This window comes from Methylobacterium sp. WL1 (assembly GCF_008000895.1).
GTDB lineage: Bacteria > Pseudomonadota > Alphaproteobacteria > Rhizobiales > Beijerinckiaceae > Methylobacterium.
This window is the reverse complement of the sequence record NZ_CP042823.1, coordinates 4,903,634-4,924,652: the sequence shown is the minus strand read 5'-3', so window position 1 is coordinate 4,924,652 and position 21,019 is coordinate 4,903,634. Positions and strand designations below refer to the sequence as shown.

Sequence of the window (21,019 nt, the reverse complement as noted above, 5' to 3'; positions counted from 1 at the left end):
CCATGTCGCTGATCCTCGGTGCCCTCCTCGCCTGCGCCGCCGGCCTCGCCGGTACCATCCTGTGCCCCGATGAGACCGGCCGCCGCTCGCGGCTGCCTTTGCTGGCGGCGTTACTCGCGGGCGGGCTCGCATGGCATACCCCCGCCCAAGCAGGCGAGACTCTACGCGGCCCAGCCAGGGTGCTCGACGGCGAGACCGTTGTGGTCGGCGTCAGCCGCATCAGCCTCTACGGCATCGTGGCGCCGGATGCCGACCAAACCTGCTCGGACACGCAGGATCGGCCCTATGCATGCGGTCGAACGGTGGCCCGAGCGCTCAAGGACCATATCGGCGGCGCTGTCATCGCCTGCGAAACACGTAGCGGTACGGCCGGGGGTACGGTCGAAGCGATTTGCCGGGTCGGTGACGAGGATCTTGGCGCCTGGATGGTCGGGCGTGGCTACGCCGTGCCAGATCGGACCCATGGGCTGGACTACACGAAGGCCGCCGAGCGGGCGTGGGGGCAGCATCTGGGTCTGTGGTCCGGGGTGTTCCAGGACCCAGCTGAGAGGCGGATCAGACCGGTCGATGTCGTCCCTGCCACATAACCCTCGTCGCCTGACGTAGTGCACTACGAGTGTTCCTGTTGCGCTGCAGCACTACAATTGCCTCTGGCGCCCGTCTCAACAGCTGGCGCCATCAGAGCCTCGGGCACCGCGGTGACACCTTTGTCCGAGGCTGAAAGCCCGCCCGATCCAGCATCGTGGCGGGCTTTCCTATGACGGTATTTGGGGTATGGTCCGCGCGATTTCCGACTCCCCCGAGTTCGAGGTCACAACCTTCGCCCGCCCGGTTCGCCGGCGCGGGCTTTTTCATGGCCGGTCACTCTTGGCCGCACGCTGAAGGCTCTCGCTCAGCAGCTCAGCTTCCGGCCTTCCGCCATTCCGACCTTCCGGTAGTGTTCCAGCCCGGACTTGATTGCTCGCCCAATGACCGCGCGGCGCACATCCGGATTGCAGCGCAGATACTCCGCCTCGTTGAAAGCGTAGTCGCCACGACCGCCTCGCGAGCCTCGGTCATTGTCCCGATCGTAATCGCGGCGATCACGGTCGCCGTAGCCTCGATCGCCATAGCCGCGATCTCCGTAGCCCCGGTCGCGGGAGCCATAGTCACCGCGATCGTAGTCGCGCCCACCATAGGGTTGTGCAAAGGCCGGAGCCACGCCGCTCAGCAGCGCCAGACCCAAGACAGTCGCTGAAATCACCTTCATTCGGTTCTCCTCCCCGTTGCGAGGCAAGAACGCTTTTCGGCGAACGGTGGTTCGATGACGCTGTCGCATGCGGGATTGCCCTCAACGTGGCCCGCCCCATGAGCAGACCGCGGTGGGGCTGAGAGGCCGAGTGCGGAGGTGCAATCTGGCAGCCGGGCGAGGCCCACTCAACTTCGCGCCGCTCGCCAGCCCGCGACCTTCGCTTCTTCCTCGCTGCAGAACATCCGCTCGCCGGAGCCGGCGTTGATCACGGTGCGCTCGTAGTCCCGGGTCCCGGGCAGGTGATAGATCTTATCGCCCTTCCGCGAGATGTTGCCCTTGATCGCGCAGGTGACCGGCGCTGGCGCCGGCGCGGCTGCCGGGGGCTTCTCCATCTCCGGCCTGGTCTCGACGCCACCCGCACGCTTGGCGCGCCGCCAGTCCGACGGTGGGTCGAAGGTGCCAGCCCAGAGCCCGCGCTTCGCAGCTCTCGCAGTCGTCTCGGCCGGGACGTAATCGCGGGAATACCGCTGGTAGGCTGTGGCGAGGCCCTGCTGGACCATCCAGGCGTTCAGATCCTCCGTGCCCTTCCTGCACACCGCAACGGTGCGCCCGTAGCGGTCCGTGTCGCGCGGCTCGCAGGAGATGGGAGCCTCGCCGATCCGGTCGGCCAGCGCCAGCGCCGCCCGCTGGCCGCAGCGATAGTCCTTGCCCGCCGAGTCCTGGCAGAGTTGAGCGCTCTCCGGCGCGTCAATGCCGAACAAGCGAATGCGGGTTCCGTGGATCACCACGGTGTCGCCGTCCGTGACAGAGGCGCGACCGGTGATGGGCTCGGCAGCCAGAGCGGGGCCGCTCAGCAGCAGGAGAGCGAGGAGGGTGTGGCGCATCCCGAAGCGATAGCCGATCCGCGGCTTCCGGCAACCGGTTCGAGAGCGCGATGCCGAGCCAAGGACGGGCGATCGAATGGCGGTGCGGATACTATGCTTCCGCAACGGGTTGCTCGTTATCGGCTGAATCGGAGAACCGTTTTGAAGAAGCTCCTTCTTGGCGCATGCGCCCTAGCCTTGTCATCTTTCGTACTCTCACAGACGACAGCGCCGGCTGATGCGCGCTCACGTCACATGAAGTCGGCCAAGCGGACGGGCATCCCCATCACGAACAACACCGGCGGGCGTGGCTCGTCGAGCTCGGCCGCTGGTGGCAATGCAGGTCAGCCTTCTCGCGGGTCACGTTCGACGGGTGGCAGCGGCGGTGGTGCCGGCAACGGTGGCGGCGGTTGAACGGCACAGGCTGCACAGTTTAGCCACCGCAGGCTTCCATCGTGGTGGCCCGCCACATGGTACGTGAACGCCAGCCTCGAACTCCGCGGTGACACCTTCGTCCGAGGCTGAGAGCCCGCCCGATCTGTCATCGCAGCGGGCTCTCCTGCGCCTGCAATGCTGATACGGTCGACTCGTTGCCTGGCGTAACGCACCGGGGGACTCCTTGACCTTCGCCGGCGCGGGCTTTTTCGTGCCGTGCCGTTCGATCAGTGTCGGGCCTTTGGGCGATCGCCGACGAAGTACCTTATGCCCACGGCCTCGATCATCGTGAGGAAAGCGGCGTGCGCTTCTGCTTCGGTCGCAAACGTGGTCTCCCACCGAACGCAGCCGGAGAGATGGACCACCTCCAGGCGCCACCGGCCTGTCTCCCCTTCGAACCGGTAGATCTCGACCTCGACCGTCTCGCCGTCGCGGGCGAACGCGCCCGACAGCGAGGAATGCTCGAATTCGCGATCGTCGTCGTCCATGCGGCCCGATCCTGTTCCCTGACCCGCCGCTAACGCAGGGTATCGTCGTGGGACAACAACATATTGGCTGGCGACGAGAGCTGGTAACCACCCGGCGCCATCCTGTCTCACGAGCCGCGTTGCGTATCGGCTCACTGAGGTGAGGCAATCGAGACCCATGCCGCCACATAGCAAGCCGCTAGCTCCCACCGCTCGAGGCGAAAAAGCTGGCCGGCTTGCAGCGAGCGAGATGATCAAGACGCTGAGCCCGGAGACAGGCAGCGTCGAGGGCGTCGTGCGCCGGCTTGAGCAGGTCGGGGTCATCGTGGCCCAGGGGCATCAGGAAGCCGGCATGCTAACTTCCGAAGTCCGGGCGTGGCACATCGGCTTCGAAGCGGGGATGCGCCTCGAACTCGGAGAGCACATGCGCCGCTTTTGATCGGCCGAGTTCCGCCCCGCCCCATGAGCAGATCGGGGCAGGGCCGAGCGTACAGGCCCATGGCCCGGTGACGTGGAAAGAAGCGGGGTTCAGCTGAGGACCTGAATCACTCAGCAGTCGGCGGCGGATACGCAGGGCCGTAGCGTTCCGCCAATTCAGCTCGCCCAGCGTCGGTGATTTGATACTCGATGCTGCCTAGGGCCATGTCGGTTCGTCCAGTCGCGTCGATCAGCTGGAGCACCTCCAGCCGCCGCAGGTAGGCGGTCACTTTGTAGAAGCGCGGCCCGTCTGCGGACAGTAGGCGGAGCTGGTACAAGCTCATGGGCGGAAGCTTGTGCATCGGCCCCTGAATGCCTGCGAATTGCCAGCCGACGGCACGGCTGGCGAACAAGCTGAACTGCCCCCTTAGAGCGTCGTTCCCAGACCGCACTCGGTTAGGGTCGAGAGAGCGGACCTATCCGCGGGACTCGGCTCAATTCAGGTTGCCGGCAATGGCGCTGAACTTCGCGCCGAGCCGCGAACCCACGAGCCTGAGCGAGCCGATGATGACGACGGCGATCAGGGCGGCGATCATGCCGTACTCGATAGCGGTGGCGCCGGTCTCGTCGCGGGCGAACCGCTGCAGCAGCCGAGGCATCACGGGGATCCTACGCCGGTCAGGGCTCACAACCCCGTGATACCGATGGCGCGTTTACGGCTTGTGAAGAACCACTATTTGGTCCCCCCCCAATCCGCTTATGAGTGCGCTTCACCATCACCGACGAAGAAGGCGACGGGTTTTCGTGGCCTGGGCGACCGAAGCGCCTGATAGCGATGGCGTTCTCCGAAGCGATCCACAGCCCTCCACCGGCATGAAGAGAGCTCAAGCCTCGCCCCGCTGAACCGCGCGGCAGGATCTGGCATGTTCCGCCTTCGTTCCAGAATGGAGGCGATGGCTTTGGGGTCTCTACGGGATGTTCTGCCGGGCCGGGTCTACGTGGACTGCTCGTCCTGCAAGCGGTCCGGTCGGTACTCGGTCGCCAGCCTCCGGGAGCGGTTCGGGCCGGATGTGTCAACGCTTGATATCCTGCGCACCCTGACGGCCTCGTGCCGCTACCAGCGCCCGCCCGGGTCACCGCCGGCTCGGAAATACGAGCACCTGTGCCTGGCCGCGATCACGCTGCCGCCGCCGGTCCGCCCCACGACCCCGGTCCCGCCGGGCGTGCCGTTCACGATCGAGGTGTGGAAGGAGACGGGCGGCTGCGTCGAGGCGCAGCTCGCGGTGATCTATCCCATCGCCATGGCGCAGGCCGCGTTCGAGGCTGCCTGCGAGCTATGGCCGAAGCACGAGGTCACGCTTCGGGATCGGTGCCGGATCGTGGCACGGCGAGAGCGGCCGGAAACGTATGACGTCGTGCAGCGAAGCGGCGCTCAGATGCGGCGGGCGGATTGAGCCTCGCTCCCGGATCTCTCCGAAGGATCCGCCACAGCTGGCCCACGGCTTGCTATGCATCCCGCGGTCCTCCCAGACCGATCCTCAGCCCCGCCGGCAGCCGCCGCGCGGGGCTTTTTCGTTTAGGGCGTGTTCTTGAGTCCGGCGAGCATCTTGGCGCCGGTTGCCAGGAAGTACTCTTTGATTGCCGGATCCTTGACCCGCAGAGCGCAGTGGCGCTCGATGACATCCGTAGACCGATTCCCTAGGTGCTGCAGGAGATCGGTCAGATAGTCGTTTGCATCGGCTTGGTCGTCGATGGTGTATGGCTGCGGGTCCATGAAGATCATCTCGTTCAACTCATCCGGTTCGCTGACGTTGGCTTTTTCATGCTTGGGCGCCCCGGCCGAAGCTGAGGCGCCCATCTCGAACTTAGGGCGTGCCGTTCTCAGCTTTCCCCGCAGCGTGGTCTAACGTTGACGTCGGCGGGACCCAGGCTGGCATCTTGTCCGCCGCCTTCGGTACCGCCGCGGTGATGAAGGCCAAAGTGACCATCCAACCCCAGCCTTCGCGAGAACGTAGCGCGAGCACCGTCGCGCAGACGATGCAGATGATTGGCAGCGCGTTGGCGGCCAAAAGAGAGATGTTCATTGTCTTCACCTAGAGACGTTGTGGGAGCGGCCGCCGGAATCCTTCCGACGGCCAGGACCACTCAGTGATCAGGTGCCACTCACAGACCGCATCGCGCTCGCCTGCGTGCAGCTATGCTGCGCCTATTGCGGCAGCGAGCGGAAATGGCCGCAGACGTGTTCGAGAGACCCGAACCGCCGGCGGACGTAGGCATTCACCCACACCACGGCCGTAACCTTTCCATCGAAAAGGCTTGCAGGGTGAACAGCCGACGTGCGACTCTAGGAACTGTAGGAGCACCTAGAACTCGGGCCGACCGCCCGGTTGCTGGTCCTCTAGAAGGCCGGTTTCCCGTTGGCGCGGGGCCGGCCTTCGTCGTTTTAGCCCCATCGCGCCGAGGACTGTTGCGCTAGGGGCCGTTCGGGTGTCGGCATCGCGCCTCCTACCGCCCATCATACGGCCCGTTTCGCTTCCGTCAATATTTCTCCGTGGCTTCTCCCGAATTTCTCTTGCTCAGTTCACCGCGTCGCCGTAGCGTGGCGGAGAAGCGACGGAGAAAATCGATGGCAGTCGGAGGACCAGAGCGTTACCCCTACATTCCCCTGCGAAAGGCGATTGAGAGAGCAAGGCAACTATGGAACAGCGCGAACGATCATGCGGTAGTAGCATCTGATGCAGTGCAAGTTTGGTCGTTTAGCCCTAAGGCTAGTGGCGGATCTCAGACTATTGCCGCGCTTAAATATTACGGATTGCTGCAAGACATTGGCGCGAATGAGTCAAGGAAGGTTAAGCTGACGGAAGAGGCTCGACGTTATTTTTTGGATGAGAGGCCAGAAAAACACGCGGAGTCTCATAAATACTTTGCATTGAAGCCCCGTGCTTTTGCCTCTTTGTGGGAGGCTTGGCACGCAAAGCCACCCAGCGAAATGATTGCTCGCAGCAATCTTAAAGTCGACTTCGGCTATTCAGAGAATGCGGCCAGGGAAGTGTTGGCGATCTATGCGGACAATCTTGTGTTTGCGAACCTCGCTAGCTCTGATACCGTTTCTGCAGTCGGGCATGACCTCGAAGACGACGATACCGAATGGGAGCAGGCTGGTCCCCGCCGTAGCGGGCACGAGCCGAAGGAGATTGCCATGCAAGAGCCGCAGCAGACCGCCCCTGCAAGCAGGCCGGCACTGAATGAAGTGCCAGCCGGATCACGCTCTGATATTTGCAATATTCCGGAAGGGGCAGTGATTCTGAGCTTCCCCGAAAGCTTCAGCGAAGAAAGCTTAAAAGACCTGGAGGATTGGCTCGATTTCCAGAAAAACCGACTCAAGCGCTGGGTGATAAAGCACTAGTCTTTGAGCTGCGTAGACTGCTCGATACGTGAGGCGCTTGCCGGCGACGCTGATGAAGATGACGCTGGCGGCTTCAATCGAAATTAGAGCTCCAGGGCAGCTCGCACAGCAGCGATAGTCGCGATCCGCACCTCGCCGTGATGCATCATGCCGCCTGGAGTGCAGGACGGGACGAACAGAGACTGACCGAGCTGGCTTCCCTTGTCATCCTGGCCGCGACTGAGGCCCCACAGACGGGCGGAGCGGAGGCACACCACCACGCGCTCCCCGGCCTCGGCTTGCGGAAACAGTACTCGCTGGGCGTGGTCCAAGGCGACCCGGCTGGACTGTAGGGCCGTCAGCAGGTGCCAGTCGTGGAACTTGCGGGAGTGGTAGGCGCCGATGTTGAGGATGGCGATCCGGTCCGCCAATGCTTCTGGCTTGGCATCGAACTGGCGGACGACCCGAGTCCACCAGAGGTGAGCGCCCTCGTGATCAGTCACGCTGGGCAGATCGCGAAGGCCGGCCCGCTGCTCGCGATAGTAGGCGCGGCCCTCAGGCGTCTGGGCATGCCTCGTGTCGAACGGATCATACCCAGGGGACAGGAATAGCAGCACAACCTTCGCGGTGCGCAGCGGGCCAAAGAAGCCGATCGGCAGACAGTCGAGATTGAAGTTGTGATTCGGGCGCTCGCCAAGCCGCTCCTCCTCTTTCGGCCAGCCAGGCTGCCGCTCGAAAACCGCTGCGTCATCCGGATGTACGAATGCATCGTCGGCGATGCGGCTCCAGAACTCGAAGATGTCTACCGTCATGGCCTCAGGCTTTCTTGAGCCGCACTCCCGGCCCCTCGCCGTTCTCCTCGATGAAGATGACGCCGGCAGCGATCAGAATCGCCGAGATGGCGCGGTTGATCGCTGTGGCATCGCGGCGCTGGCCCATGGTTCCAGTGTGCATACTTAACCACCACCCCGGTTATTCATCTGAACGAGCCGGGTCAGGATTTCTTCAAAGCTCGGATCTCGTTTGACGCCATCCACTACGGCGGCCGTTGCGATTAAATCGCGTTGCAGATCGGAATCTAATAACGGCCACGCCAGGATCACGGCCGCTCCCAATTGGGCCAAAGCTATGTTGTCTTGTTCGCCGTGTGTGTCGATGAGTGCACGATCTTGATCTGCCATGGGAGCCTCCTGTTTATCGCCAAGCATACGGCAGCGGGAGGGGACGTGCGAACGTACGAGACGGGGTCGAGGAACGCGCAGAACCAGTCTCAGACTTCAAACTAAGACACTGCCGGACTTCAAGTCGGCGCAGCTCTGCATAGCTATTTCGTCTATGATAGCCCTATCGATTGCCTCGATTTCGGCCTGCACCTTCTGGATACTCTCCTGCTGATCCACCGATCTGCGGCGATCCATCACCATTTCTTCGCGCAGCTTTCGCAGGGCTTCAACCGGACTCAGCATAAATTGCTCCTGTCGGGACGCGCCGCCTCGGCTCTTCGCCGTTCTTCTCGATGATGACAACACCGGTGGTTCCGCGGGCGGCCTGTCAGGGCCGCCCCATATTCCGCCAATCAACCGCTGACTTTTGCTGCGGGTGTCACGAGCGGAGGCGTTTGCTGATGCTGCACGACGCGCCAAACCTCGTGCTCCAGACGGCGGTACGTCGATGTGCAGTGTGCCTCGTATGTTTCGCCGTCGCGGCTCGCCACTGCATGATAGGCGATCACGATGAGACCTTCCTGCGGACGGCTGATCCGCTTGTCCGAGATCTCGATCTCGGCCCACCGCGGCGTGGAGGCGACCGCCTCGATCGCCTGGGTCCCACCGAGAACGAATGGCGGTTGTGGAAGGACCATGAGACATTCTTCGTCGACGAGCTCGCGGTAGTGATCTGCGTCGCAGATCCACAGGCTCTTCTCAAACGACCACACGCGATCATCGTCCACGGCGCTCTCCCTGGTTCTTCGAATTGTCGAGGAAAGCGGACCGCCGACACGTTCGTTCCGCCTGCGACCTGGAGCAGACGCGCTGGACACTGGGCCGAACCGGAATGGCGTGATCTGGCGCCGGCCGGACCTACGCGGCAAAGCTGAACGATGCCGACCGCCTACTACCTCTCCAGTTGCACGCTCGCCGCCGAGCTCATGATCAGCGAGCGGCGTTGACGAGCTCGTTTGCAGCGGTCTCGCGCTGCCCGGGATGACGTGATGCTTTTCGCAGGCAGGTAGCTGCAGCCCCCCTTCGCCAGGACGGCGGCAATGATCGAATCCAGCTGGAAAGGGCCTGAGAAATGGTGACGGACTGATCGGGACTACCCTCCGGACCCATCAAAACCCAGGCCGGACCGATCTCGTGTAAGCTCCGCCTTGCCGCAAACCCAAGGTAGGCCACGATGGATGACGATCAGGACCGGGTCGTTGACCCAAACGGACCGCCGCCTTGGATTCACCTGCTCTCGCCGCAGCAACGCGACTGGCGGGCAAGGCAGCACATGATGGGCCGCAATCCCGACTCATACATTCTGGAACAGTTGGATGATGTCGGCGCTTGGCCGCCGAGAACAAAGCATCGCACCCGGCGCAAGCCTGCGGCCCCCGGCCGTTCTGTTGGATGAAGATGACGCCGGCGGCTTCGCTGATCAGTCCTGCCCGGGATTGGGATCCGGCCGGCGGACGGTGACCTTCCCCTCGTGCTCGCTGCCCAGAACCGTCTCCCACCCGTGCTGTGCCGCCGCCTGAGCCTGCTCGGGCGTCACAGTCATCTCACCGTGCACGAGACGATCCCCGAAAGCATCAAGCCACAAGTCGCCGGACCGGTCGGCGACTTCGCCCGGCTCGGTGAAGGGCATCGGGATGTGTGACGATCCGCCGAGATCGAAGGTCGAAGGCGGATCGAAGATCGTGAAGTCCGGCCCCGGGATAACGTCCTTGCTCATGGTTGGCGTCCGATGCTTCCTGCCTACCCAGTTCGCCCCCTTGGGATCCTCGCGGTGCCGCACGCGGCCCTGGCCGGTGAACCGATCAGGAGCCGGCGTTGTCCCGCGCCAGCCGCATCGCCCGGAGCTTTGCGGTCCGCTCCTCGACGCCTCGACGCTCCGCCTCAACCTCGGCCCACACCGCATTGGCTTGATCGTGCCGCTCAGCGGCCCTTGCGGCCTTGGTTTCGCGGTATCCCTGGACGTGGCTGGGGTTCTCGGACATCAGCGCTCCTCGCAACCTTTGGGCGAGGAAAGTAGGGCGTCCATCTATCCCGTCACAGGTGGGCCGACCTACGCTTTCCTCAGCCGCACGCCCGGCCCCTCGCCGTTTTCCTCGATGAAGATGACGCCGGCGGCTTCGTGCGCCTCGACTGTCGCGCGCAACCGCATCGCCCGGGGCCGTCCTACTCTGCGGCCAGGCGCGCATCAGCCTCGCGCTCGACGAACCCACGAGCGGCAAGCAAGAGGCTCTGCCGATTTTCATGGTCACGGATCGCTTTCCATAGGCGGAGCAGTTCGGCCGCTTCAGCCGCGTCGGACTTGAATGGTACTTCCCCGAGGAAGGCCTCAAGTGATTCATCGAGCACCTGAGCTAACCGCTGCAGGTGTTGTGCGGAGCGCTCGGCAAAAGCCGTCGGCCGAGGGTCGTTCGGCATTTGCATGCTCTCCATCAACCACACAACCGGTTAGGTCTAATGCACGCCTGAATTGCAGACCATGAGATAGCGCGCAACCCGGCTATGCAATCTTCAACCGCATAGCACCCCCGTAAAACCACCGGTTGTACGATTTAGGCCAGACCGCGATAGCCGTCTAATCGACGTATCTGTGACGGAAACGATGACCGAGGATTCAGGCCCCGAGGCGATGCTTGACGCCTGTATCGCTGCCTATGAGGCGGTGAAAAAGCACGGCACAAGCGAGATGCAGCTGGCCGCTCGCGTCCTTCTCCACTTGGTCGGCGAGCAGATTGCTCGTGAGGTCACGCCGCTAGCCACTGATGGGTGCAACGAGAACGTCGGTGAGCGGTTACAGCGATCCTGATCGTTCTCGCCTACCTCAGGAAGGCGATCACGCCGCTGGCAAACAGGCCTGCTGCAAGAACCATGAACTGAGGATGTTCATAGCCGAAGCCGTTGAGGATGTTCACTGCTCCCGCCGAAAGGCCCACGACACCCAGGATTATCGCAGCCCGGGGTGACATCACTTCAGATAGCCCTTCGCCTTCCGGTGCTCGGTGAGGCGCATAAGTTCATGCTCTCAGGATCCGACACTCTCGCGCGCCAGCCTCATCGCTTTAAGGCGCGCTGTCCGCTCCTCAAAGACCTGACGCTTCTCCGCGATTTCAACCCAGACCTCGGCGGAGTTCGTCTCGCGGGTCTCAGCCTTCAGGTGCAGGCTTATGTGGTCGTTGGAGCGTATGCTCGGGAAATGAGACATTAGCCCTCCGCGATGACTGGGAGTGGTTGAGAAGCAAGCACTGTGTGTCAGAGCTTCTTCAGCTCGCCCGCGGAGCTATCTCGTTCCAAACGCGCAGCCTTCAGCCGGGCCGTGTTCTGATCCGCATCGCTGATACCCGGCGCGACGGAGGTTTTGTCGCCAGGATGATCTTGTATCTTGGCGAACGCGGCCTCGGCCTGCTTCCGCTCTTTGCTATGATTTTCAGGCAAACTGGATTCCTTAGTTTGCGCCCTCAGGATCCTCGCGGTGCCGCACGTAGCCCTGACCGGTGAGCCAGTCTGTGAGCACGTAGCGGTCGGTCTACCACAGGCGCAGCAGGTACCCACCTGCCAGCACGACGACGATGAGGGTCACGGCTGAGATCCCGATTTTCTTTGCCGCTTCGGACCCCTGAAAAACGCCGCGCCGTCGGTTCCGGGGCCGAAAGGCTACGATCTTCGGATCCGACAGGTGCTGGGTCAGGCTGTCGGGCAGCCTACGCTTCGATCGTCCCATGCGCATGTTCGCTTTCCTACGGCCGCCGCATCGCATGGAGAACTTGCGTTAGGTGCCCCACGACGTCGTCACCCTTCGTCGCAGCCGGGCCAGCCTGGGGAGCCACCTCAGCTGGCTCGGCACGCTTGGCCACTTCCATTAGCACGTGCTCCACGGAAGGCGGCCACGGGGCGCCGTTGTCTTGGAGCATTCTAGCGGCCCGGACGAGCATGATGAACTGCTCTGGCGGGATCGTCGTGCCCGCCTCGTTCTGTTCGAGGATGCGGTTAGCGATTGCCGTCGCGAGCCTAGCGACCTCGACCAGCTTGTCGGGCTCAGCGTGAGAGCCCTTCATTTGACGTAGCCCTTCACCTTCAGATGCTCCGAAACTGCTTCTCGAATGGCTTCGGGCCGGCTCGGCTTGGGCTCTGGATGGTCCGCGATCCATGCATCGAGGCTGTCGAGCTGACTGGGAGGTACCCGCACGGTGATTGGGGTGGCATCGATACGAGGGCGGCCGCCTTTGTTTTTGCCGGTTTCTGACATTGACAACCTCTCGTGGGTTGATAATGTCAGAAACTGCCGGGCCGAACAAGAGGTGGTGCTCTTGCTCGGCCCTGACCCTGCAACGCCGTCCGGAAAGACCGTCACATGGCTACCCGTAACCCTACAGCACCGGCTCGCGCCGGTGAACGCCCGCGCTTGCCTGCTCGGCCTTTCGCCGACATCCCGGACTTCAGCCAGCCCGTCCCAATTCGCCGGCCAATCGTGATCGGCACAGTCCGCGAGCTTCCGAGCGAACGCCGCTCCCACATCCTGCCGAACGAGCCGATGCCTGGCGCCATCGAGCCGTGGGAGGCTGTGGCTCCTGTTCGCCCCGACACGGCGCACATCCGGGCCCGGCGTTTCCTGGATCTCGCTGGCGAGGCGCTGGCCGCGACCCTCATCATCGCCGGGGGCGTGCTCGCCTACAGCTACCTTCCTCTCGCGTGAGGGAGGGGGCCATGAGCAAATCCCCCTCCAGGAATGCACCGGCTGGCCCGCGCACGTCCCTGCGCGAACGGGCTGCTGACGTAGGAGCATCGGCCGCCCGCGTTCTGAGACGGAAAGCCGAGGAGCCGGCTGCGTCTAAATCCATGCCGTTGGCTAAGATGCAGGCTGACGCGGTGGAACTGAGCGGCCTCAACATCTCTCAGCTCAGCAACCTCTTCGACGTGTTCGAGGCAATCCACCACCAGTGGCTCGCGGTAGGCTGTCAGCCGTTCGCAGAGAGCCATGACCCAATCGTCGGCGTGCGTCCGAATGCAGCTGGCGATCTTGCTGAGCAGGAAGCCTCGCGTGCGGCCCTGATCCGTGACCGCATCGCCGATGAGGTGCGTCTGCGAAGGCCGCAGGACGACTGGCAGCGCGACGAAGCCCTAAGCCTGCGCATCAAGGACGAGATCTTATGCGAGGGGGCGATCCGGGATCGCGATCTCCTCATGGAAGCCGTGAAGGCCTGGGGCTGATCATGAGCAATGTCGTTCCATTTCCCACCAGCCGTCGGGTGATGGCCAAAGCCATTCCGCGAGAGGAGTTCGAGCAGCTCGCGGAGCTCGCGCTCGATGTCGTAGAGCGGATCGTCGCGCTGTTAGATGATCAAGATCGAGGGCCTGCCGCCCAAGCCGGCGACTGGGGTTTCCAGCCCGACAATCTCCACAGCATGCAAATCCAGGACGGTTATCTTGGCATTGAGATGGAGTGATAAGCCGGACACCGACGACCTTTAGATGTTTCAATCCGGCTGAAGGGGGCAAAACGCTCTCCGATTGATGTGATGCAAGGGAAGAACATGACGGACTCGGTGCGCAACAACGTCGACCAAAGCCGTTTTGAGCTGGGGGCCGGCGATGCAGTTGTGTTCGCAGATTATCGGCGCGAAGCAGGCTGCCTCATCATCAGCTACGTCTACTCACCACCTGCCTTGCGAGGCACCGGAGCTGCTGGACGGCTCATGGAAGGCGTGGTGGCACAGGCCCGGGCAAGCGGCGAGCGGATTGTACCCTTGTGCGGCTACGCCAGGACTTGGCTGCACAGGCACCGCGCGCACCGCGATCTGATCGCGTGAGGCAGCCAAGACAGGCTATTCAGATCAATTGGGATCGTAGGCCTTGGCATAGCAAGGTGCGTGGCCGATCCTTTGAGTCCAGAGGCTTCTTAGAAGCGGCAGGTCTATTAGGCCGCGGCACCACCGGCCACGTAGCTGCGCCAGCCGCCGAACTGCGTGATGTCGTCCGCACCAGCGACGCCAGCCGCCTCGACGAGAAAGCCCTTCGGCGCCGTCCCGTCGGCCAGCTGCAGGGTGCCGATACCGAGGGGCGTCGGGATGGCTGCCACGAACTCGCCGAAGGCGGCGGGTGGCAACGCCCAGACCTCCGTCTCGATGCGACCGCCTTCGCCATTAGCCACCCGGAGCAGGCCCGGGCGCTGCGGCGGCCCGCTCGGCAGGGCGTAGAGGCGGTAATCCGGCCCAGTCGTCACCGCGCGCAAGTAGCGGGCGCCGCGCTCAATCAACTCGCGGTTCAGGGGCAGGCCGGAGAGATGCGCGCCGACGACCGCCAGCTCGATCTCGCCCGGGCCGGCCCGGACCAAGCCCGGCTCCACCGCCGGAACAGCCATCATGCTGGCGCCGATCCGCTCAGCGGAGGCCGCGTGCAGGCGTGAGCCGAGAGCGGCGAGGAGGCCGTCCGACCCGCGCGGCGCGAGCAGAGTGATCCCTGCGGGAAAGCCGTCTTCCCGTTTCCGCCCCGGGACCGCGAGGGCGCACCAGTCGAGCAGGTTGACGAAGTTGGTGTAGGTCCCAAGCTCGCTGTTGGGGCCGATCGGGTCCGCCGCGACGGCCGCGCAGGTCTGTGGGCGCGGATAGGTCGGCACCGCCAGCACGTCGACGTGCTCCCAGACTGCATCTGCATCCCGACGCAGATCTGCCAGGCGGTAGAGGCCCGCGAAAGCGTCTGCGGCGCTGTAGCGTTCGGCGGCGCCGATCACCGCCCGCGTGGTCGGGTGCAGGATCCCAGAACGCGTCTCCATCACCGGGCGGATCGCCGCGTAACGCTCTGCGACCCACGGTCCGTCGTAGAGCAGCGCCGCCACGGCGAACATCGGGCTCAGGTCAACCCGCGCCGCTGCGCCGGCAAGCGTTTCAAGGTGGGCGATGGAAGCAGCGAAGGCCGCCTCCGAAAGGCTGTCGCCACCGAAGCGCAGGCTTGCCGCATCCGGGAGCCCGAGGCGCAGGCCCGGCGGGAGCCCCGCGGGGACGGGAGCCACGGGCAGCACCCGCGACCAGGGATCCATCGCGTCTGGACCCAGCATGGCGCGGAAGGCCGCATCGGCGTCGGCGACGGTACCAGCGAAGACCGAGAGCGTGTCGAGGGTGCGGCAGGCCGGGAGCATCCCGCGGCTGGAGATCGCGCCGAGGGACGGCTTCAGCCCGACGACGTTGTTGAGCCCTGCCGGCACCCGGCCCGACCCCGCCGTGTCGGTCCCGAGCGCGAACGACACGATCCCGTGGGCGACCGCGACTGCTGAACCACTGCTAGAGCCCCCGGGCACATAGGCTGGGTCGATGGCATTGCGCGGGGCAGGATGGGGGGTGCGCAGGCCGACGAGCCCGGTGGCGAACTGGTCGAGATTGGTCTTGCCGATCAGGATCGCCCCGGCCGCGCGGAGCCGTGCAACAGCGTGCGCGGTCTCGGTGGGGGTGTAGGCGAAATCCGGGCAGGCCGCAGTGGTCGGCAGGCCGGCCACGTCGATGTTGTCCTTCACGGCGAAGGGCACGCCCCAGAGCGGCATCGCCGCGGGGTCGAAAGGCGGGAGCGCAGCCGCTTCGGCTTGAGCCTCCGCCTCCGGCACCAGCGCGAGGAAGATTCCGGGATCATCGACTGTCACGAGTCGCCGGTAGCACTCGGACACTACTTCGCGCGGGTCCAGGCCCGCCGCATAAGCTGCGTGCAGGTGCGGGATCATCGGGAAGGGGGGCACTGCGGCTCTCCTCGTCTTTGGCCGGCTCGGGGGTTCAGGATTCGTCACCAGATCCGAGATACCAGTCGAGGATCTCGGTCCCCTGCATGAAAACCGTGTCGCTGCGCGCGACCAGGGCGTCCAGCAGCCGTTCCAACAGGCCGATCCGGTGTGGAACGCCGGTGATGTAGGGATGGATCGCGAAGCTCATCACCTTGGCGCCGCCGAGCGGACCGGGACCTGCGGCCTCGGTTGCGAGGCGGTCGAGGTTGGCCAGCGCCCGATCTACGAACTCGTCGGCCCGGTGGTGCTGGATGGCTAGCAGCGGAATGTCGTTCAACTCGACGGAGTAGGGCAGCGCTACGAGGGACCCGGTGCGCGTCGCCACGCGACAGGGGCGATCGTCGACCACGAAATCGCCGACGTATTCGATGCCGGCCGCGTGCAGATGATCGGGCGTATCGAGGGTCTCGGTGAGGCCCGGGCCGAGCCAGCCGCGCGGCGGACGCCGGTGACCTCCGCGATCGCCGCGACCGTGCGCGCAATCATCTCGGGCTGGTCCTCGACCCGGTGGGTCGGGACCTGATGGAAGCCGTGGGCCATGAACTCCCAGCCCGCCGCATGGGCGGCTTCGGCGATGCGGGGATAGGCTCTGCAGACCGAACCGTTGATCGACAGGGTCGGGCGGATGCCACGGCTGGAAAAAGCCTCGAGGAAGCGCCAGATGCCGACCCGCATCCCGTACTCGTGCCACGCCCAGTTCGGCAGGTCGGGCAGCAGGCTCGCGGCGGTCGGCGGCACCAGGATCTGGCGCGGCATCGGATGGTCGATCAGCCAGTGCTCGACATTGACCACCGGCCACACGGCGACGTGCTTGCCTTCGGGCAAGGTGAGCCGAGGGCGGTCGACGGCGGCGCGGTAGGCCAGACGGTTCTCGGGCCTGCGAGGGTCGTCGAACGTGATGTCCATCAGGCAGCCGCCCGCGGCGCGTGGTGACTATGAAGCTGCGCGGCCAGCATTCGGCGCAGGTCGTTGAAGGCCGGGCTCGACACATCGCGCCGCCGCTTCAGGTCGATCGCGTGCACCGCCTCGATCCGGCCGGGACCGGGCGACATCATCACGATGCGGTCGGCCAGGAAGATGGCCTCCTCGATGGCATGGGTGACGAACAGGATCGTCAGCCCGGTGCGCGACCAGAGGTCGAGCAGCTCGTCCTGCAACCGCTCGCGGGTCATGGCGTCCAGCGCCCCGAAGGGCTCGTCCATCAGCACGACCTCGGCCTCGTTGGCGAGCACCCGGGCGATGGCGACCCGCTGCTTCATCCCACCCGAGAGCTGGTGCGGATAGGCGTCGGCGAAGGCCTGGAGACCAACGAGCGAGATGTACCGCTCAGCGACGTCGCGCACTTCGGCTGCGGGCCGCCCGCGCGCCTTCGGGCCGAAGCCGATGTTGTCGCGCACGGTGAGCCACGGAAACAGGCCATAATCCTGGAAGACCATGCCGCGGCTCGGCCCCGGCCCCGCGATCGGCTTGCCCCACATTAGGGCCTGCCCGGAACTCGGCGCCTCGAAGCCGGCGGCGACCCGCAGCAGCGTCGACTTCCCACAGCCCGAAGCGCCGAGCAGGCAGACGAACTCGCCCCGAGCGACGGTGAGGTTCGCCTCGCGCAGGGCCTCGGTCCGGCGACCGCCCGCCGTGTAAGTCTTCGATACCGCGCGCAGGTCGAGGATCGGGATCGAGGGATCAGCCATGGTTGGGGCTCCATGCGAGCAGCCGACGGCCGAGCTGCATGACCATCCAATCGGAGACGAAGCCCGCGACCCCGATCACCGCCATGCCGCAGATTACGATCTCGGTGCGCGACAGCTGGCGCGCCTCCATGATGATCGCGCCGAGGCCGGTCTGAACGCCGGTCATCTCGCCAACCACGATCACCACCCAGGCGAAGCCCAGGCCCAGCCGGAGACCGGTGAAGATCGACGGCAGGGCGGCCGGCAGAACCACCCGGGCGAACTGCGCCGGCCCGGTGCAGCCCAGCATTGCGGCCGCCTCGAACAGGCGCGGCTCCACCGAGCGCACCCCGAACACGGTGTTGACCAGGATCGGATAGAACGCTCCGAGGAAGACGAGAAAGAAGGCCGAGCGCGGACCAAGGCCAAACAGGATCATCGCCAGCGGCAGCCACGCGGTGACCGGGACGGGCCGCAGGACTTGCAGGACTGGATCGAGGAGCGCCCGGACAAGCGGGACGCGCCCGATCAGCAGGCCGAGCGGTAGGGCTGCGGCGGCGGCCAGCGCGAAGCCGCCGTAGACGCGGCCGAGCGACGCCGCGAGGTGCGTCCACAGTGTGCCGCTGAAGGCGTCGTCGTTGACGCCGCCGATCGCGAGATCCTGCATCTCCGCCCAGACATCGGCGGGCGGCGGGATCAGGCTATAGGGCCGGCCTGCGGTGGCCACCTGCCAGACGGCGACGAGCAAAGCCGGCACCACGCTGGCCAGTCCCAACCGGCGCAGGCGTGCGAGCCCGGCCCCGGTCCTGGCCGCGGGCCTGGATGTCGATCCGACCCGCGACGCCGGCAGGGCGCCGGCCTCGATCCCGGTGCTCACGCTCGCCCCATCGCGTCAACGAAGCGGGTGTCGATGAAGCCGGGCTCCGGCAGGCGCTTGATCTGCTTGAGCGCCAGCATGTGCTGGGCGTAGGCCCCGGCCTGTCGGACTTCGTCCGGACCGAGGCGCCAGGTCAGCTCCACGTTCGGGGCTGAGAGCTCCAGCGCCTCGCGCTTCTGCCCGAGCTTGGCCACGGCCATGGCGATCATCGCGTTGCGGTCGCCGGCGGCGAAATCCGTGGCCTTGCGGTGGATCTCCAGCATGGTCCGGACGAGGTCCGGGCGCTCGGCCAATGTGTCGCGGTGGGCGCCGAACACCATGTTCAGCGCCCCCATCTCGGTGCCGTAAGGATACTCGACGAGCTGGCCGATGCCCGAGGCGAGGCTGACGCCGGGACCTGGCTCGGCGCCAACATAGGCGTCGATGTCGCCGCGGGCCAACGCGATGTGCATCTCCGAGAACGAGATCCGCACGGGGGTGATGTCCTTCACGGACAGTCCCTCCATGCGCATCCGTTCGAGGACGAAGACCTCCTGGGTGCTGCCGGGCCAGATCGCGACCCGCTTGCCCCGCAGGTCCTTGATGGCGCGGATGTCCGAATCCTTCTTAGCGATCACCGCCATCCCGCGGTTGCAGGTGGAGGCGATCACCACGAGCGGCTCGCCCGCGGCGGCTCCCAGCGTCGCGGCTGCGATGCCGAAGGTGCCGAAATCCACCGACTTGGTGACGACGGCGTTCTTGCATTCCGTCGGGCTCTCGAAGGGCACCACCTCCACCGTCACGCCCGCGGGAGTGAAGCGCTCGTAGAAACTCGGCGCGATCGAGTGGATCAGCTTGAGCGATCCCATCCGGATCGTGACGGGCGTGCCCTGGGCGCGCGCGCCAGCCAGGGGGCCAAGAGCGAGGCCGGCCCCGAGACCGGCCATAAGGGTGCGGCGGCAGATCATCGAACGGCTCCTTCAGAGTCCCGATGCCGCGAACGCTATGAGTCTCCCCTGTTGCAAGGAAGTGCTATTTGATGATCGTGCCGTTGCTTCGCAGGCAACGGCAAGCATGATGGAGGCATGAAATACCTGCGCACGGTAACCTATGTCGCCGAAGTCGCCCGGGCCGGCTCGATCCGACGCGCGGCGGAACGTCTGAATCTCACGCCCTCGGCCCTGACGCGGCAGATACAGGACCTTGAATACGAGCTCGGCACGCCGATCTTCGAGCGCCTGCCACAGGGAATGCGGCTCAACGCGGCCGGCGAGCTCTTCGTCCGCCACATCCGCGACCAGGCCGCGGATCTTGAGCGGGTGCGCTCGCAGATCGCCGACCTGTCAGGGGTGCGGCGAGGGCACGTGGCCCTAGCCTGCAGCCAGGCCTTCGTCACGCAGGTGGTGCCGGAAGAGGTGGAGGCCTATCGTGCTCGCTTCCCGCAGGTCGGCTTCACGGTGCAGGTCCGCGACCACGCGCAGGGAGTGAGCGCCCTGGCGGCCTTTGAGGCAGATCTCGCCCTGATCCTGCAGCCGCCACCTTCGGCGGAGCTACATCCGCTCTATTCCGGCCAGCAGACGCTCTGCGCATTGATGCGCAAGGGCCACGCGCTGGCGGCGGAGACCGGGCCGGTGCGGCTGCGTGATTGCCTGGCTCACGCTCTGGCACTGCCCGACCATTCGTTGGCCATCCGCCACCACATAGAGCACGCGCTGGCTCGGCGCGGCGTCGAACTGCGGCCGGCGGTCGAGTCAGGATCGCTGGAATTCTTGCGCAATCTGACGCTACGCGAGGACGTGATCAGCCTTCAGATCCCCAGTGGCATCCCCCAGGATCCGCGTCTGCGCAGTCGTCCTATCGACACGCGCGATCTGACGCCGATGACGCTGGTTCTCGCGCAGCTGCGCGGGCGATCCCTATCGGTAGCCGCAGCGAAATTTGCCGATCAGCTTGTTCTTCGGCTCAATCGGGAAGCAGTCTGACCAATCGTTCGGTTGGGTATTACTAGCAGCGCTGGCTAACGTACCTTTTATTTTATAATAATATTTTCAAACTCGTCAGACGATCGCATGCATTAAAACGGATATTGATTCATTGCATTTTATGTTACAGACATAAATTGCTAATCAATTATCTTAGAATGCTACCAGTTATAAATTAAAATTGCCAAATCAGATGTCTGCGTCCTGATCTAGTTTCTAAGTTACGAATTAGTACGTATTCAAAGAGACAATTGACTGATTTTAAGTCTTTCGACATCGGTGGGCAGAACATGCCGTCTGCTCCACCGTCCGTCACTCCTGCCTTAGACAAGAACCTAGATTTCAGATCGGTAGGGAGTGTATATGAAAGACACCATTCGATTCACGCGCTACTTCGCAGCTGTGATCACGGCCTCGATCAACACTTTAGGACCGAGCTCAGCAACGCCGATGGTCGATCGGCTTGGCAGAATTTCTGGAGCCAACCATGCGGTCCAGGCCTCGTTCATCTCGTCCTTCAGATTCATGTCGGTGATGTAGAGCGTGGCTGTCAGGATCTTGCTCTTGTCGCTCCCCGTCTCGCTGAGCAACGCATCGACGCGAGCCAGAACCTGCTCTGTCTGCCCCTTCATCGAGGCCGAACGGTCTTCAGCGACGATGCCGCCCAAATATAGCACCCCACTATGCTCGACGACGCGATGCATGATGGGCGTGCGGATATGACGTTGGATCACAGG

At 64.5% G+C, this 21,019-nt stretch carries 34 protein-coding genes; 10 read left to right on the top strand and 24 right to left on the bottom strand.

Annotation, left to right across the window (positions count from 1 at the left end; translation table 11 throughout):
* Nucleotides 1-2: 2 nt before the first annotated feature.
* Complete coding sequence (locus FVA80_RS24050) at nucleotides 3-587, top strand: thermonuclease family protein (protein WP_147907886.1); 585 nt, start codon at nucleotides 3-5, stop codon at nucleotides 585-587.
* A 305-nt stretch (nucleotides 588-892) separates the two neighbouring features.
* On the opposite strand, the gene FVA80_RS24045 is transcribed toward FVA80_RS24050, so the two are convergent.
* The 3 genes from FVA80_RS24045 to FVA80_RS24030 form a co-directional block, all read right to left on the bottom strand.
* Nucleotides 893-1,249: a hypothetical protein gene (locus FVA80_RS24045; RefSeq protein WP_147907887.1), complete on the bottom strand. Its 357-nt coding sequence runs from the start codon at nucleotides 1,247-1,249 to the stop codon at nucleotides 893-895.
* 167 nt (nucleotides 1,250-1,416) lie between these two features.
* Nucleotides 1,417-2,115 (bottom strand): thermonuclease family protein, encoded by a 699-nt coding sequence (locus tag FVA80_RS24040; protein ID WP_147907888.1) that lies wholly within the window; start codon nucleotides 2,113-2,115, stop codon nucleotides 1,417-1,419.
* Nucleotides 2,116-2,756: 641 nt separating this feature from the next.
* A complete protein-coding gene (locus tag FVA80_RS24030; protein ID WP_147907890.1) occupies nucleotides 2,757-3,017 on the bottom strand; it encodes a hypothetical protein in 261 nt (86 codons plus the stop codon).
* Between the two features lie 229 nt (nucleotides 3,018-3,246).
* On the opposite strand from FVA80_RS24030, the gene FVA80_RS24025 reads away from it, so the two are divergent.
* Complete coding sequence (locus tag FVA80_RS24025; protein WP_147907891.1) at nucleotides 3,247-3,435, top strand: hypothetical protein; 189 nt, start codon at nucleotides 3,247-3,249, stop codon at nucleotides 3,433-3,435.
* Between the two features lie 106 nt (nucleotides 3,436-3,541).
* Here the strand turns inward: FVA80_RS24025 and FVA80_RS24020 are convergent, their stop codons facing one another.
* Together FVA80_RS24020 and FVA80_RS24015 are read right to left on the bottom strand one after the other, a co-directional pair.
* Nucleotides 3,542-3,826: a hypothetical protein gene (locus FVA80_RS24020; RefSeq protein WP_246692119.1), complete on the bottom strand. Its 285-nt coding sequence runs from the start codon at nucleotides 3,824-3,826 to the stop codon at nucleotides 3,542-3,544.
* 81 nt (nucleotides 3,827-3,907) lie between these two features.
* The gene (locus FVA80_RS24015) at nucleotides 3,908-4,072 is read right to left on the bottom strand and encodes a Flp family type IVb pilin (RefSeq protein ID WP_147907892.1); all 165 of its coding nucleotides are present in this window, start codon (nucleotides 4,070-4,072) and stop codon (nucleotides 3,908-3,910) included.
* 294 nt (nucleotides 4,073-4,366) lie between these two features.
* Between FVA80_RS24015 and FVA80_RS24010 the strand changes: the two genes are divergently transcribed.
* The gene (locus tag FVA80_RS24010; protein ID WP_187193490.1) at nucleotides 4,367-4,867 is read left to right on the top strand and encodes a hypothetical protein; all 501 of its coding nucleotides are present in this window, start codon (nucleotides 4,367-4,369) and stop codon (nucleotides 4,865-4,867) included.
* A 122-nt stretch (nucleotides 4,868-4,989) separates the two neighbouring features.
* Here the strand turns inward: FVA80_RS24010 and FVA80_RS24005 are convergent, their stop codons facing one another.
* The gene (locus FVA80_RS24005) at nucleotides 4,990-5,271 is read right to left on the bottom strand and encodes a hypothetical protein (RefSeq protein WP_246692118.1); all 282 of its coding nucleotides are present in this window, start codon (nucleotides 5,269-5,271) and stop codon (nucleotides 4,990-4,992) included.
* Between the two features lie 7 nt (nucleotides 5,272-5,278).
* Nucleotides 5,279-5,497, bottom strand: coding sequence for a hypothetical protein (locus tag FVA80_RS24000; protein WP_147907893.1), 219 nt, complete (start codon nucleotides 5,495-5,497; stop codon nucleotides 5,279-5,281).
* A gap of 542 nt (nucleotides 5,498-6,039) precedes the next feature.
* Here FVA80_RS24000 and FVA80_RS23995 point away from each other — a divergent pair.
* Complete coding sequence (locus FVA80_RS23995) at nucleotides 6,040-6,819, top strand: hypothetical protein (RefSeq protein WP_147907894.1); 780 nt, start codon at nucleotides 6,040-6,042, stop codon at nucleotides 6,817-6,819.
* 83 nt (nucleotides 6,820-6,902) lie between these two features.
* On the opposite strand, the gene FVA80_RS23990 is transcribed toward FVA80_RS23995, so the two are convergent.
* The 8 genes from FVA80_RS23990 to FVA80_RS23950 form a co-directional block, all read right to left on the bottom strand.
* The gene (locus FVA80_RS23990; protein ID WP_147907895.1) at nucleotides 6,903-7,610 is read right to left on the bottom strand and encodes a hypothetical protein; all 708 of its coding nucleotides are present in this window, start codon (nucleotides 7,608-7,610) and stop codon (nucleotides 6,903-6,905) included.
* A 4-nt stretch (nucleotides 7,611-7,614) separates the two neighbouring features.
* Nucleotides 7,615-7,737: a hypothetical protein gene (locus tag FVA80_RS32045; protein ID WP_281408673.1), complete on the bottom strand. Its 123-nt coding sequence runs from the start codon at nucleotides 7,735-7,737 to the stop codon at nucleotides 7,615-7,617.
* A 17-nt stretch (nucleotides 7,738-7,754) separates the two neighbouring features.
* Entirely contained in the window at nucleotides 7,755-7,979 is a 225-nt protein-coding gene (locus FVA80_RS23980; RefSeq protein WP_147907896.1) for a DUF3684 domain-containing protein, read from the bottom strand.
* Nucleotides 7,980-8,075: 96 nt separating this feature from the next.
* Nucleotides 8,076-8,264 (bottom strand): hypothetical protein, encoded by a 189-nt coding sequence (locus FVA80_RS23975; protein ID WP_147907897.1) that lies wholly within the window; start codon nucleotides 8,262-8,264, stop codon nucleotides 8,076-8,078.
* 110 nt (nucleotides 8,265-8,374) lie between these two features.
* Entirely contained in the window at nucleotides 8,375-8,749 is a 375-nt protein-coding gene (locus FVA80_RS23970; protein ID WP_147907898.1) for a DUF4440 domain-containing protein, read from the bottom strand.
* Nucleotides 8,750-9,441: 692 nt separating this feature from the next.
* A complete protein-coding gene (locus FVA80_RS23965) occupies nucleotides 9,442-9,738 on the bottom strand; it encodes a hypothetical protein (RefSeq protein WP_147907899.1) in 297 nt (98 codons plus the stop codon).
* Between the two features lie 85 nt (nucleotides 9,739-9,823).
* The gene (locus FVA80_RS23960; RefSeq protein WP_147907900.1) at nucleotides 9,824-10,003 is read right to left on the bottom strand and encodes a hypothetical protein; all 180 of its coding nucleotides are present in this window, start codon (nucleotides 10,001-10,003) and stop codon (nucleotides 9,824-9,826) included.
* Nucleotides 10,004-10,184: 181 nt separating this feature from the next.
* A complete protein-coding gene (locus FVA80_RS23950; protein ID WP_147907901.1) occupies nucleotides 10,185-10,436 on the bottom strand; it encodes a hypothetical protein in 252 nt (83 codons plus the stop codon).
* Nucleotides 10,437-10,620: 184 nt separating this feature from the next.
* On the opposite strand from FVA80_RS23950, the gene FVA80_RS23945 reads away from it, so the two are divergent.
* A complete protein-coding gene (locus FVA80_RS23945; RefSeq protein WP_147907902.1) occupies nucleotides 10,621-10,824 on the top strand; it encodes a hypothetical protein in 204 nt (67 codons plus the stop codon).
* 443 nt (nucleotides 10,825-11,267) lie between these two features.
* Here the strand turns inward: FVA80_RS23945 and FVA80_RS23940 are convergent, their stop codons facing one another.
* Both FVA80_RS23940 and FVA80_RS23930 read right to left on the bottom strand, forming a co-directional pair.
* On the bottom strand, nucleotides 11,268-11,450 hold the full coding sequence (locus tag FVA80_RS23940) for a hypothetical protein (RefSeq protein ID WP_147907903.1): 183 nt from the start codon (nucleotides 11,448-11,450) through the stop codon (nucleotides 11,268-11,270).
* 616 nt (nucleotides 11,451-12,066) lie between these two features.
* Nucleotides 12,067-12,261 carry a ribbon-helix-helix domain-containing protein gene (locus tag FVA80_RS23930; RefSeq protein ID WP_147907905.1) on the bottom strand — a complete coding sequence of 65 codons (195 nt, stop codon included), beginning with the start codon at nucleotides 12,259-12,261 and terminating at the stop codon, nucleotides 12,067-12,069.
* A gap of 156 nt (nucleotides 12,262-12,417) precedes the next feature.
* On the opposite strand from FVA80_RS23930, the gene FVA80_RS23925 reads away from it, so the two are divergent.
* The 4 genes from FVA80_RS23925 to FVA80_RS23910 all read left to right on the top strand — a co-directional run bounded on the left by FVA80_RS23925 (nucleotide 12,418) and on the right by FVA80_RS23910 (nucleotide 13,822).
* Entirely contained in the window at nucleotides 12,418-12,708 is a 291-nt protein-coding gene (locus tag FVA80_RS23925) for a hypothetical protein (protein ID WP_246692117.1), read from the top strand.
* Nucleotides 12,709-12,719: 11 nt separating this feature from the next.
* Nucleotides 12,720-13,223 (top strand): hypothetical protein, encoded by a 504-nt coding sequence (locus tag FVA80_RS23920; RefSeq protein WP_147907907.1) that lies wholly within the window; start codon nucleotides 12,720-12,722, stop codon nucleotides 13,221-13,223.
* Nucleotides 13,224-13,225: 2 nt separating this feature from the next.
* Nucleotides 13,226-13,459: a hypothetical protein gene (locus FVA80_RS23915; RefSeq protein ID WP_147907908.1), complete on the top strand. Its 234-nt coding sequence runs from the start codon at nucleotides 13,226-13,228 to the stop codon at nucleotides 13,457-13,459.
* A 72-nt stretch (nucleotides 13,460-13,531) separates the two neighbouring features.
* The gene (locus FVA80_RS23910) at nucleotides 13,532-13,822 is read left to right on the top strand and encodes a GNAT family N-acetyltransferase (protein ID WP_246692116.1); all 291 of its coding nucleotides are present in this window, start codon (nucleotides 13,532-13,534) and stop codon (nucleotides 13,820-13,822) included.
* 107 nt (nucleotides 13,823-13,929) lie between these two features.
* Here the strand turns inward: FVA80_RS23910 and atzF are convergent, their stop codons facing one another.
* From atzF to FVA80_RS23885, 6 genes are read right to left on the bottom strand one after another with little or no spacing between them, the layout of a single operon-like run.
* Nucleotides 13,930-15,720 (bottom strand): allophanate hydrolase, encoded by a 1,791-nt coding sequence (gene atzF / locus FVA80_RS23905; RefSeq protein ID WP_147907941.1) that lies wholly within the window; start codon nucleotides 15,718-15,720, stop codon nucleotides 13,930-13,932.
* A gap of 49 nt (nucleotides 15,721-15,769) precedes the next feature.
* Nucleotides 15,770-16,102, bottom strand: coding sequence for a hypothetical protein (locus FVA80_RS31605; RefSeq protein ID WP_246692115.1), 333 nt, complete (start codon nucleotides 16,100-16,102; stop codon nucleotides 15,770-15,772).
* Entirely contained in the window at nucleotides 16,075-16,683 is a 609-nt protein-coding gene (locus FVA80_RS23900) for a hypothetical protein (RefSeq protein WP_246692114.1), read from the bottom strand. Before FVA80_RS23900 ends, FVA80_RS31605 begins: the two co-directional genes overlap by 28 nt.
* Nucleotides 16,683-17,465, bottom strand: a complete 783-nt coding sequence (locus FVA80_RS23895; protein WP_147907909.1) for an ABC transporter ATP-binding protein — start codon at nucleotides 17,463-17,465, stop codon at nucleotides 16,683-16,685. Before FVA80_RS23895 ends, FVA80_RS23900 begins: the two co-directional genes overlap by 1 nt.
* A complete protein-coding gene (locus FVA80_RS23890) occupies nucleotides 17,458-18,294 on the bottom strand; it encodes an ABC transporter permease (protein ID WP_246692457.1) in 837 nt (278 codons plus the stop codon). The genes FVA80_RS23895 and FVA80_RS23890 overlap by 8 nt, the downstream gene beginning before the upstream one ends.
* A 23-nt stretch (nucleotides 18,295-18,317) precedes the next feature.
* On the bottom strand, nucleotides 18,318-19,268 hold the full coding sequence (locus tag FVA80_RS23885) for an NrtA/SsuA/CpmA family ABC transporter substrate-binding protein (RefSeq protein WP_147907911.1): 951 nt from the start codon (nucleotides 19,266-19,268) through the stop codon (nucleotides 18,318-18,320).
* A 117-nt stretch (nucleotides 19,269-19,385) separates the two neighbouring features.
* On the opposite strand from FVA80_RS23885, the gene FVA80_RS23880 reads away from it, so the two are divergent.
* Nucleotides 19,386-20,282 (top strand): LysR family transcriptional regulator, encoded by an 897-nt coding sequence (locus tag FVA80_RS23880; protein WP_147907912.1) that lies wholly within the window; start codon nucleotides 19,386-19,388, stop codon nucleotides 20,280-20,282.
* Nucleotides 20,283-20,671: 389 nt separating this feature from the next.
* On the opposite strand, the gene FVA80_RS23875 is transcribed toward FVA80_RS23880, so the two are convergent.
* A complete protein-coding gene (locus FVA80_RS23875; protein WP_147907913.1) occupies nucleotides 20,672-21,016 on the bottom strand; it encodes a RidA family protein in 345 nt (114 codons plus the stop codon).
* Between the last annotated feature and the right edge of the window lie 3 nt (nucleotides 21,017-21,019).